This is a genomic window from Sulfurimonas sp. hsl 1-7, assembly GCF_030577135.1.
GTDB classification, from domain to species: Bacteria; Campylobacterota; Campylobacteria; order Campylobacterales; family Sulfurimonadaceae; genus Sulfurimonas; species Sulfurimonas microaerophilus.
The window spans coordinates 330,564-342,312 of the sequence record NZ_JAUIRR010000002.1 but is presented as its reverse complement, the minus strand read 5'-3'; the positions used below and the strand labels follow the sequence as shown (position 1 = coordinate 342,312).

The 11,749-nt window shown below is 34.5% G+C and carries 9 protein-coding genes and 5 tRNA genes; 5 read left to right on the top strand and 9 right to left on the bottom strand.

All coding sequences use genetic code 11. The features are described from left to right. Positions 1-7: 7 nt before the first annotated feature. The 5 genes from QWY88_RS05470 (at position 8) to QWY88_RS05450 (ending at position 530) form a co-directional block, all read left to right on the top strand. Positions 8-85: transfer RNA gene (locus tag QWY88_RS05470), tRNA-Pro, on the top strand. Between the two features lie 31 nt (positions 86-116). Continuing rightward, positions 117-193, top strand: a tRNA-His gene (locus QWY88_RS05465). A 40-nt stretch (positions 194-233) separates the two neighbouring features. Continuing rightward, positions 234-310 (top strand) — tRNA-Arg (locus QWY88_RS05460). Between the two features lie 16 nt (positions 311-326). Further along, positions 327-403: transfer RNA gene (locus QWY88_RS05455), tRNA-Arg, on the top strand. Positions 404-445: 42 nt separating this feature from the next. Continuing rightward, positions 446-530: transfer RNA gene (locus QWY88_RS05450), tRNA-Leu, on the top strand. Positions 531-596: 66 nt separating this feature from the next. On the opposite strand, the gene QWY88_RS05445 is transcribed toward QWY88_RS05450, so the two are convergent. Genes QWY88_RS05445 through QWY88_RS05405 form a run of 9 tightly spaced genes read right to left on the bottom strand, consistent with a single transcriptional unit; the run spans position 597 to position 11,693 of the window. After that, positions 597-1,316 carry a sensor histidine kinase gene (locus QWY88_RS05445; RefSeq protein WP_304544893.1) on the bottom strand — a complete coding sequence of 240 codons (720 nt, stop codon included), beginning with the start codon at positions 1,314-1,316 and terminating at the stop codon, positions 597-599. Continuing rightward, positions 1,309-2,970, bottom strand: coding sequence for an EAL domain-containing protein (locus tag QWY88_RS05440; RefSeq protein ID WP_304544891.1), 1,662 nt, complete (start codon positions 2,968-2,970; stop codon positions 1,309-1,311). The genes QWY88_RS05445 and QWY88_RS05440 overlap by 8 nt, the downstream gene beginning before the upstream one ends. Then, positions 2,963-3,643, bottom strand: a complete 681-nt coding sequence (locus tag QWY88_RS05435) for a response regulator transcription factor (RefSeq protein WP_304544889.1) — start codon at positions 3,641-3,643, stop codon at positions 2,963-2,965. Before QWY88_RS05435 ends, QWY88_RS05440 begins: the two co-directional genes overlap by 8 nt. Then, positions 3,643-4,815: an ATP-binding response regulator gene (locus QWY88_RS05430; protein ID WP_304544887.1), complete on the bottom strand. Its 1,173-nt coding sequence runs from the start codon at positions 4,813-4,815 to the stop codon at positions 3,643-3,645. The genes QWY88_RS05435 and QWY88_RS05430 overlap by 1 nt, the downstream gene beginning before the upstream one ends. A 28-nt stretch (positions 4,816-4,843) precedes the next feature. Beyond that, positions 4,844-6,592, bottom strand: a complete 1,749-nt coding sequence (locus QWY88_RS05425; RefSeq protein ID WP_304544886.1) for an EAL domain-containing response regulator — start codon at positions 6,590-6,592, stop codon at positions 4,844-4,846. Next, positions 6,582-7,766 carry a sensor histidine kinase gene (locus QWY88_RS05420; RefSeq protein WP_304544884.1) on the bottom strand — a complete coding sequence of 395 codons (1,185 nt, stop codon included), beginning with the start codon at positions 7,764-7,766 and terminating at the stop codon, positions 6,582-6,584. Before QWY88_RS05420 ends, QWY88_RS05425 begins: the two co-directional genes overlap by 11 nt. 3 nt (positions 7,767-7,769) lie before the next feature. Continuing rightward, positions 7,770-8,546 carry a hypothetical protein gene (locus tag QWY88_RS05415; protein ID WP_304544881.1) on the bottom strand — a complete coding sequence of 259 codons (777 nt, stop codon included), beginning with the start codon at positions 8,544-8,546 and terminating at the stop codon, positions 7,770-7,772. A gap of 14 nt (positions 8,547-8,560) precedes the next feature. After that, on the bottom strand, positions 8,561-9,583 hold the full coding sequence (locus tag QWY88_RS05410) for a response regulator (protein WP_304544879.1): 1,023 nt from the start codon (positions 9,581-9,583) through the stop codon (positions 8,561-8,563). Beyond that, positions 9,573-11,693, bottom strand: coding sequence for a WD40 repeat domain-containing protein (locus QWY88_RS05405; RefSeq protein ID WP_304544877.1), 2,121 nt, complete (start codon positions 11,691-11,693; stop codon positions 9,573-9,575). The genes QWY88_RS05410 and QWY88_RS05405 overlap by 11 nt, the downstream gene beginning before the upstream one ends. Positions 11,694-11,749: the final 56 nt, after the last annotated feature.

Here is an 11,749-nt window from a genome sequence, read left to right as displayed (position 1 = left end):
TTCAGGTCGGGGTGTAGCTCAGTATGGTTAGAGTACTTGGTTTGGGACCAAGGGGCCGAAGGTTCGAGTCCTTTCACCCCGACCATTTTTTTTACAATAATTAATAATTAAACATGGTGGGATTAGCTCAGTTGGTTAGAGCACTAGTTTGTGGCACTGGGGGCCGTGGGTTCGAATCCCATATTCCACCCCATTAATTAATTATTAGAACTAAGACGATATAACAAATTGTAGCGTCCGTGGCTCAACTGGATAGAGTTTCGGATTTCGGCTCCGAGGGTTATAGGTTCGAATCCTATCGGGCGTACCATTTTGTCTGATATTATGCGTCCTTAGCTCAGCTGGATAGAGCAATGCCCTTCTAAGGCATCGGTCACACGTTCGAATCGTGTAGGGCGTACCACTTATATTCGTTGTCTGAAGAGACATTAAACACATATTCCACGCGGACGTGGTGAAATTGGTAGACACGCCAGACTTAGGATCTGGTGCCGCAAGGTGTGAAGGTTCAAGTCCTTTCGTCCGCACCACTTCTTTTAAAAAATCACTTTAAAAATTTTACTTCAACTTTTTTGTCACCTTAATTCAATTAAATATTAATGGATAAACTTGAGTGTACATATATCTTTGCGCGGTATTGTAATAATAAATTCCGTCCCTTGCGATGTTGTATTGAAATTTATGGAGCCTTCAAACTCTGTTTCTATAAGAAGTTTGGCTATATACAGACCTATACCAAATCCTTCTCCCGTGATTTTAGTAGAAAAATTTTGCTCAAACACCATATCTGCAATACTTTCAGGAATTCCACCGGCATTATCCCTTACTTTTATAGTACAATTTTTATCATCACAACTACTCTCTAAAAAAATAGTTTTCTCATCTCTGCTTTGCTCTTTATAAGCATCTGCAGCATTATTTAAAAGATTGAGCAATACTTCATGCAGATCACTTGCAAATCCATATATTTGTATATCATCTTCCATAGAACTCATCTGTAACTCTATCGTTTTATTTTTACTTGCTTTTGTGAAATCGTCATAGATAGAATTAAAAAGTTTATTTAAAGAGAAAAGGCGTTTGTAAGATTCTGAGCTTCCCAAGTGCAAAATACTCTTGAGAATCACGGACATTCTTTGTACTTGTTCCTCTATGCGTTTTGTGCTTTCTAGTAGATGTTTAGAATCAACTTGCTCATTCAAGTTTGCTTGCACATTTAGATTGATCGCTTCCATACTGATAAGATTTAGAGGCTGTCTCCATTGGTGAGCAATAACTTTTAAAGTTTCTATTGTTTGTGATCTTTTTTCATTCATATGTTTCTACCTTGTATGGAGCACAAACTTGATATCCTTGAATATAATCAATCGATGTTGTTTCCATAAAATCTAAAAGTTCTTTATCTGATATGTGTGTTGCAATCGCTTTAGCACCTATGAGATGAATAATTGCAATAATTTTTTCTATATTTTGATGCCGATTATGTAGCATACCCTTTTTCAGTAACTTTGGATGTAGTTTAATATATTGTGGTTGAAATTCTAAAACTGCTACAAGATTATAGTTATTTAAACCAAAGTTATTCAAAACAAATTGAAAACCGTTCTTTTTGAGCTCATTTAAAAGTGAGAAGTTTTTATTTATCTCATCTTCTGTAAAATCTGTCTGAGAAATCTCAAAGGCTATACACGATGGTTCTATATTATATCTAGAGGACCAAAAAAGAATATAAGGTAAAAGTGATTCATCATAAAAATCTTCATTGGCAAGATAGATCGTAAAAAGTGCTTTATTATGTTCATTTTTTCTACTTAAAGCGAAAGTACTTTTAATCATTGAACGTGTAATCATTGACATCTGATGTGCATTTTGAGCAATATTTAAAAAGGTCTCAGGTGAGTAGACTTTTTCCTCCTGCATAATGCGTACATAGCTACTAAAGAGTTCTACTTCCTGCGTTTTTATATCTACAACAGGTTGAATGTAAGGTATAACTGCATCATCTTCAATCGCTCTATAGATCATTTTCATAATATCGCGACCATGAGTAATGCTTAGATCTTTATCGTACTCCTCTTGTGTGTATGACGCTACGAAACCGTTACCGCTTTCACTTGATTTTTCAAGAGCCAGCTTGGCATTTTGTAAAAGGTTTTTCTCCCCTTGTGCAATCCCTATACTGAGTGTAGAATTAATAATAATTCCGTTTTCGGAGATATGAAAATAACGTGCAATAGAGACCATCTCTTGTGCAAGTTTTTTTGTATAGTTTAAAGTATTGTTTTCTAACACAATTACAAGCTCATCTAGACTTAAACGATAAAACAGTGCATCACTGTCAACTTGTATATTCTCTAATAAAAGAGCAAGCTCTTTAAGATACTGATCTGCATATTCGTTACCAATTAGATGATAGATGTTTGAGAGGTAATTAACTTTAATACGCAATAGAAGAGTATGCGTATTTAACTTGTGTGTTAACAATTCTTCAAGCTTTTCTTTAGTCCCCCAATGTGTTACACTATCAACCGTCTGTGTCTTCTCTGGGGAGTTGTTTTTTTCAAATAAAATCTTTTCAAGATGCTCAAATAATTTAGGCATAGCGACAGGTTTTAAAATATATCCCTTTACATCCAAAGAGATAGCTTCGGTTATAAACTCAGATGCATCGTGTGCGGAGATAATTAAAATAGGTTGTTCTTTCTCAAGTTCCCGAAGCTCTTTAATAAGTGTCAAACCACCTTTTTTTGGAAGCTCCAGATCAGTGACAACCAGAGTAAAAGGTTCTGATCTTTCAAGTGCCTCCTTATAGAGCATTAATGCTTCTTCTCCGTCATGAGCGATAACACACTGCTCAAAAAACATCTTTAGTATACGACCTAGAGAACTGGCAAGTTCATAATCATCATCAACTATAAGTACGGATCTTTGTTCACTTCCCTCTTTGAGCTTCTGAATCAAGTTAGACATCATCACCCTTTCTCATCATATAACCAAAGCCTCGTACATTTTCAATAAGATCCACATGCAGTTTTGAACGCAAACGATTCACCAAAGAACGAATGGTAGAGTTCTCTACATCCTCTCCGTCCCATATAAAAGAGCGAATACTCTCATCGGGAATAATCTGCCCTCTGTTACTGATAAAAAGTACTAAAAGCGCATATTCCCGTTTTGTAAATGTTTGTACTTCATCTTTATAGTATAAAAGATTTGTCTGGGTATCGAAAGTGTACTCTTTAGAGAGTTTTACAATTGTTGTCGCCTCTACCTCTTGTTTTGCCAATACCTGAGAGGTAAGGCGGTCAATACGCAGTTCTAATTCTTTAAGATTAAAAGGTTTTTTTAAATAATCACTACATCCCAAGTCAAACGCTTCGGTAATAGAGTCTATATCGTGATACGCACTTATAATAATTTTTGGTGTACCTGGATGAAGTTTTACAATCTCTTTAAGACACTCTAGCCCACTCATAAGAGGTGTGTTGATATCTAATACGTAAAAATCATATTTTTGGGATTTTACCGCATTCATCACATCTATACCGTTATCAAAATGGTCTACAAAATACCCTTTATTTAAAAGATAGGTACGAATTGATCGAGAGAGCATATACTCATCTTCAAGTAATAATATTTTCATTATTTCTCCGTCTTTATCTTTTGTATTTTAGGAGAGTTATGTTGCAATTGTGTCGCATGGTGAAAGATATATCGAAAAGAGGTTCCTCTCTCTTTTGTTGAACTTATTTGAACCTCTACATTTTCCTCTTGGCAAATTTGCGCCACAATATGAAGTCCAAGTCCATAGCCGCCGTTATGTTTACTTTCGCGATGGAAACGCTCAAAAATCTTCTCTTTGTTTTGAATAACAGGGCCTTCATTATGTACTTCAAAAAATATTTTTGAATTGCTTAAGCCAACAGTTATTGTTACTTCACTAGGTCTGTAGGAGTACTTAATGGCGTTTGAAAGAGTGTTGTCAATCAAACGTGCAAGTTTAGGCTCTGAAAAGAAAAGACTCGGTAAATTTCTCTGTCCTAACAACATAGAGATCTGTAAATTATTCACTTCCGCAATACACTGGAAATAGTTTTTACGTTCTGTAATAAAAGAGACAAGGTCAATGTTTTCTTTTAGCTCTTGCATGCGATCTTTTTTCATTAAGTAGGTCATGTCCTCATAACTGTTTTGAATTATGCGACTCCCCGCTTCAATTGCATCGATTGATTCGTTTTCAATATTTTGCATACGTAAAAGATCAATGTTTGTAATAATAACTGCTAAAGGGGTATGTATTTCGTGTATTGCATTTTTTAGAAACTGATCTTGTTCTTCTAAAAGTTGTAATGCATACTCTCTAGATTCTTCTAAGAGTTGGCTCTGATGCTTAAGCTCATTATCGTAATCAATTTTCTGCAACAACGCTATGAGAGCTTCAAAAAGTTCATTGTCTTCCAATGGTTTTAGTACAAATCTATCTATTCCACAACGAATAGAATCTACAAATACTTCCCGTTTTTCAGTTCCGGAGATTGCAAGAATTTTTTGTTGAGGATTCTGTTTTTTAACCTTGCAAGCAAATTCAACACCGCTCTCTTCACCGAGGTTAATATCGGTAATGATAAGAAGATCATTCTCCTTGTGTTGATCAAAAATAGCGAATGCTTCATCAACTCTCTGTGCACTCAATACACTTTGAAAAAAATGACTTAACAAACGTTCGAGGCTTTCTATAATAAGAGAATCGTCTTCTACAATCAAAATACTTTTGTTACAAGCAAGTTTCTGTAAAAGCTCTAAGGTATGTTTCATATGCTGCTGCTTTAGATTCTTTTTTTTATTATATCTTATCTTCATCGATCTTGTAAATTCGTTTCATAGAGTCTTGAAAAGGGAGTGGTTCGCTAAAGAAATACCCCTGTGATTCATCGATGCCGATAGCGTTGATATAATGACTGATTTCTGACTTAGAAACAAACTCCGCAATCGTTTTTATATTCATTTTCGAAGCAAAATCGTAAAGCATCTGTACAACTGCCTGCGAATAGTGATTTGTATGAATATCTTTAATTAAAGAGCCGTCGATTTTAATATAATCAACATACAAACGTGTGAGATGTTCGAAATTGGAATATCCGCTTCCAAAATCATCAATGGCAACTTTCGCACCTAAATTATGTATCTCTTGAATAAACTCTACCAAGACTGTATAAGAATCTATCTCATCACTCTCTAAAATTTCAAATACGATGCGATCAGGTTCTGGAAACTGTTCTAAACCCTCGCGAATTAAAGAGCGGATCTCTTTACTTTTAATATCTTCTAATGAAAGATTGATGCTCACCATGCACTCAGATTCACGAAAATCATATAAAGCGGATAGCAACACGCTTTTTGTAATGAGTGCATACATCTTTGTTTCTTTCGCTATAGGCAAGAAAACACCTGGAGAGATCACCTCTCCATCTTCTGAAACCATTCTCACAAGAGCCTCATACTTATAAACAGTGCCATTTCTATTATCCACTATCGGTTGATAATAGTTGATAATACGGTTTTCTTTATATGCTTTGATAAGTTTATTTTTACACAGGAGCCTATTTTTGTAATTGAGTTCCTCTTTTTCATCATTTTCATATAAAACAATGCCGTTAATCGCTTCTGCTTTGCGCAGCGCTTTATCAAGATTTGATAATGAAGGTTTTGTATGGGTATCCAATACGGCCGCATCCATTTCCAAGAGAAGATTCTCCTCTTTGATATCTATTTTTGTAATCTCAAAAAGATGTTGCATCTCATCTATAAGTTCGTAGAGCTTTTTTACATTTGCTTGGCTTGCAATAACAAAATGGGAGCCTGACACACGGTAAATCTCTATCTCATACTCTTGATATTTTTCTTGAAGTTCTGTACGTAAAAACTGAGCTGTCTGCTTCAGTATGAAATCTCCTGCATTATAGCCGTAAAAATCATTAATGCTTTTAAATTTTCTTACCTTTACGATAGCAAGCGATCTATCCATGTTATCAAATTTTTCTTGTTGCAGTTTCGCTAAAGAGTAAAACTGTGTTACTTTATCGATTGTAAAAGAGCGGATAAGCTCTTGTGTTTTCTCTGTTACAATTTTCTCTAAATTCTCTTTATATTTACGGTTTTCATACTCTGTCTTTAGTATTGAAACTACTTTATAAAGCAGATCTATGGCGATGGTACGATCGAGCGGTTTAAAAAGATAACCGTCTACCTGTAACGATATGGACTGATGCAGAATTTCAGAACCCTTATGTGCCGAAACAAGTATTACTTTTTGCTCAGGAAAAATTTCTTTAATTTTCTGCACCATCTCGATACCGTTGAGATAAGGCATCTCTACATCGCTGATAATGAGGTCAAATTTTTTTTTCGACGCAGCCTCCAGCCCCTCTTTTCCATTATTGCAGTAAGTCATATCTTCAAAAAATCGTTCTAAAAAGTGTACATATGCTTTTTGTATATTTAGGTCATCTTCTACATATAAAACACTCAAACCTTTTGCCTCTTGTTGAAGACGTACAATCGCTTCTGCTAAAGGTACTGTATTAATAGACACTCGTCTCCTCCTTTATTGAACTAAAACGGATATGAAATGTACTTCCCTGCATATCACTACATACGAGTATGCTTCCTCCTAGATGTTTTTCTAAGATCATTGCTGACATGTATAAACCTAATCCTGTCCCGTTTTTTTCATGTTTTGTACTAAAATAGGGTTCGAAAATCTTATTGATAATATCAGGAGAAATTCCACCGGCATTATCCTGGACAAAAATACTTACATCTCCTCCGGCTAACCGTTTTAGAGTTATCTTTATAAAAGCATTATCCGTTGTATTTTCAGAAAATGCATCTTTGGCGTTGGTAAGTACATTTAAAAGAACTTGAATAAGCTCATTTTTAAAAGTGGTGATTTGGATAGTTTTCTCCCCTTCAAAAATAAGCTCAATATTATGTGTTTCAAAACTTTTACCTAAAATTGTTTTGAGTTCATTGCATACTGTTTGAAAATCGATTGTTTGGGCAAGTTTATTCGGTTTAAAAAAGTTTCTAAAGTCATCAATAGTGCGTGAGAGATAATGGACTTGTTTATCGACAGTTTCAAGCTCTTTTATTGCTCTTTCTTTGTCAAAATTATCAAGATGCAAGTCTATAACCATATTATTGGTTACCATCCCTATAATAGTAATTGGTTGTCTCCATTGGTGTGCAATCATCCCAATCATCTCGCCCATAATCGCCATACGTGATTGAGAGATGATTAATTTCTCATTAAAAGCATTTTTATTTTTTTCTTCAGAAATTTGTAGTTTGAGATTTTGATTGAGTTTGTGGATCTTTTCTACATTGTAGCATGCTTCAATTGCATTGGTGATCTTTGTACTAAAGTTTACAAACATATTCCCCAGATGCTCAAGATCGCTCTTTTGATCAAAAGCAAAAAGAAAATGACCCTCATGGATAAACACATCAAGTAGTTCCATTGAGTTTTCAAGAGTATGAACACTAAAACTATCTTTCTTACTTGTAAGTTTTAGGGGCATTGTAAAATCATGACCAATTTGAATAATATTTTTAGGTTCTATCCTGCGGGTACTGATATATTTTCCCCCAATAGCATTTGTTGCTCGAACAAAAGTCCCGATAATGTCTTCAAGCATCTCTTCAAGATTAAGAGAATTTCCTATGGAGTTAATACATTCATAAGCTATAGTAAGTTTTTGTGTCATATGTTAAAGTGCTTCCAAAAGAGTAGTTTTATTGCATAATTCAATATAGCGGTTTGAGTTATTTGTAAGTTCACCTAAACTAAGCAGTCGACAAAAAATATGTGCAACACTCATTCTTTTAACGGCTTGCAGGTCTTGAGTAAAATGATCTTCCAAAAATAATACTTTTGAAATATAATCAACAATAAAGAAGTGCCTAGGCTTATGAAGAGTATTCTGTGCTGTTTCAATGAACATTTGCTTCTCATCTTTTAAAAGATAAATAAGAGTATTCTCTTCAATAGCTCCCACTAAAAGAAGGCCCTTATCACTATCATAATTTTCAATACCAAGAGGGTACGTTTTTAGAAGTTCAAAAATACTTTTTTTTTGTCCTAAGCTCAGTTTCCCTGTACCTCCTCCAAAAATGGTTACATTGTGATCTGTTGCAACAAAAAATTTCTCTAAAAAAGAGTTAATATATCTTGAAATACCATCCATAAATAGGGAATAAGAATTATTAGAGCTTTTTAAAACATTAAAAGATGGCTTTTGCATCGCAGCAATCATGGTTATTTGAGTTTGTTCTTCTAATGTGATAGCCAGTATCCCTTTTTTGTAATGTATATATTCAAAAATAATTTCAGGAAGAACGGCTCCGTATATAGAGAGCTTCGTATTTTGAAGCTTCTTGATTTCATGGGAGCTTTCCTCAGCGAGGAAAAGAACCAATTGGGCATTATTATCTTTATTCTCTTTATAAAAAAGGTCAAAATTCTCATAAAGTTTAGGGTGCTTCATCTTATCTCTTCACACTACGAGACTAAACTATCTACAAGTTCTAATGAAGAACTAATCTCATTAGATATATCTTCAAGAACTTTTATAAATGCTTTGTCTAGTTTATGAATATCATGGAAACTCTGAGATGCAAAAACTCCTTTTCTTAATTGTTCTAAATGATCAAAAAGCAAGATAAAAGAGGAGATGCAGATCTCGATGTTTAGATAAGCACGTAGCTCTTCTAGTTCTCCTGCCAAAGAGCAAAGTTCACCATGTAAATAGGCAAACTCATTATACGTTTCAAAATGCTTGCAGTATTGCTTAAGCAGATGAGCAATAGTGTCTATGCTTTCATTGGTAATACTCTTATGCTCTTGGAGTAAAAAGGTATTAAAGTGTTCTTCAAGAATTTCAAACTCTTCATTCAAGTAAGAGATCTCATCTAGATAAAGCTTAGCAAACTCTTCTGCACTCATAAACTCTTGAGTTGTATCATTAGGAGTATTTTGTTCTTTGACTTCTAATTTAAGCTGATTCATCTCATTGAGTGTCTCCTCAAGTTCAGAATCTCTTTGAAGTAATTCTGCGTGACTCTCTTCGAGCATCTTCATATAGTGCTGTAGTGCTTTTCGGTTATAGATTATTTCAGATGTTTTAGAGAGTTTTTCCATCACAACATCTATGTTAACCGGTTTGAGTAAGAACCCGTCAATCCCCATATCGATAAGCTGCAAAAGATTTTCGTTATCTGAATATGCAGAGAGTACTAAAATAAGTTGCTCAGAGTTGTTTTGTCTTATTTTTTCTATAAGTGAAAAACCATCTAGAAGCGGCATAACTAAATCGGTAATAATTAAATCGTAATCTCTCTCTGAAATACGGTTAAGTGCTTCTATTCCGTTAGAAGCGATATCTACTCTATTAAAAAACTTTTTTAGAAGCTTTACAAGTTGTGACAATAAAACTTCATCATCCTCTACAACTAAAATATCTATTTCTCTCCCTTTCTCTTTTAGATTTTTTGTTCTTATATGTACCTGTTGGTCACGCTTCACTTTTGTTTTCCTTTTTTTTAATTACTTTGTTTTTTACTTTTTCTCCGTCAATGAGTGTTTGTAACTCTCTATAATCAGTCTCGATCGGAGTAAGTTTTTTTATTGTGTTTGCTGTATGTTGTAAAAGAGTGCAAACTTGTTCATATGCTTCATCCCAACCAAAATGTTCATGATATTTATCTAGAAATTTTTTTTCAGATTCTTTCGGTGCGAAATGTTTTATTTCATGAAGGAGCGCAAGTTTTAAGATCTCTAAGTTTTTTTCTTGAAAATGTTCTACTTTAAAATAATCTCCTAAAATTGTTTTGCAGGCAGCTACATCACCTTTAATCGCTTGAACTTTTGCCAAGCCGTATTTACCTTGGTAGTTTTGTAGTTGTTGCTTGAATGCTTTTGTTGTTCGAAATGCAGGATTTTTTTCAGCGAGATCAAACACTTTTAGCACATCATTGTTCTTTGATGCTTGTTCAAGAGTTACAAAATGGGTGATCTGCTCTTTAAAATCTAAGCCTGTTTTCTCAAATGGTTTGATTTTTGAAAGCATTACTGCATACTTTGCGGCCTCTTCAATATGATCACTTTGCATCATCAGTAAAATCTTATCTATGAGTGCTTCTCCATAACTCATTATACGTCTATAAAGACGTGTCTGTTTAAAGGATGGAAACTTTGTTACCAGATCTAGCATAGTGGTGTAGTTTTTTGCATGCACCGCTTTTTTAAAATCCATATATACCCGTTTTAAAGTCTCTTCATTGGTCAATATTTTATAAATACACGCTGTACAGTTATGTGTCTTTTCCTCTCTGTAAGTTGTAAATTTATTAGGGTCTTTTTCCAAAAGTTCTATCTCTTCACTAACGTTGCGATGACAGATCGTTCGAAACTCGCTAAATTCTCGTAGTTGTCGTAATACCGGGAACTTATAGGTATTTTCACATGCTCCGTCAAAATTACCGCACTCCACCTCTTGCATAAATGAAACAATTTCGTTTGACTGATATATATATGTCAGAAGCTCCTGCTTTTTTGCATCATTTTCAATAATAAAAGAGATAAGGGCATCGTACCCCAATATCTGCTCGTCACTTTTAGCTTCAAAAGAGAATATCTCTTTATATTTCTCATTAATCAAAGCACACACTTGAGGATTAATAAAAAGAAGAGGGTACATATAACAAAGCTCTGCCAGTATTTCAATACGATTTTGTTGCAGTGCCTCTAGAGCCTTTTGAACCTCCTCTTGTATATCAAGTATAATGCAGTTGCCGTCTGAGAAACCGACTAATACACGCTCACTGGTTACATATATTGAGGTAACACCCCAATAATCAAAATGTAGCGTACCGAGTTTATTCCCTCGTGAAGTGGTATATATATCCACTTGAGAACCTCTTGTCCCGACAAGTACAACCTCTTTATTCTCAGTATGAGCCAAGGTACTAGGCCATTGTGAATGAGGAGCTGCCCGATACATTTTTTTGTGTACAAGAGAGTAGAGTGTTACATTTCCTTTACGTGAAAATGTAAGTAAGGTTGTATTGTTTTTTGAAAAACTCAAGACCTCTACAATCTCATCAAATGTAATCGTTTCTAAGAGTTTCTGAGTCGCTATAGAGTAAATATATACCTTTTTATTGTGTGCAGCTATAGCAATCTTTGAAAAGTCGTCAGAAAAAGTAGCAGTGCGTAACTCATCGGGCATATTTAGTTGTGCTATAACATCCAATGTATCTGTATTGTAGATAGTCATATTTCCAATACTGTTAGAGATAATAAAATACTCCGATGTATGATTAAAAAGTGCAAAACTAGGTGCTTTTGCATATGGAATATTGGCTTTGAGCTTTTTATTTTCCATATCGATAAGAAGCACTCTATTCTTTTTCGTATCGCATAAAAGTGCATGGGCACCGTCATGTGATACACTGATATTGTGGCTGTACCTATTAATGTATGTGGCAAACCCCTGCAGCTTTGAATGTGATTCAAAAAGTGCATTTGTATCATAAGTATAGAATGTAGGTGTAGAATCTATTATGACAAAAGCCTTACCGGTATATGCAGAAGCAACAACACTTCTACACAGATGTAGTGATAACTCTTTCATAAATCTACCTCCCTTCTCAGCAGAAAATTATCGCATAGTAGTGTGGCAAGTTTGTT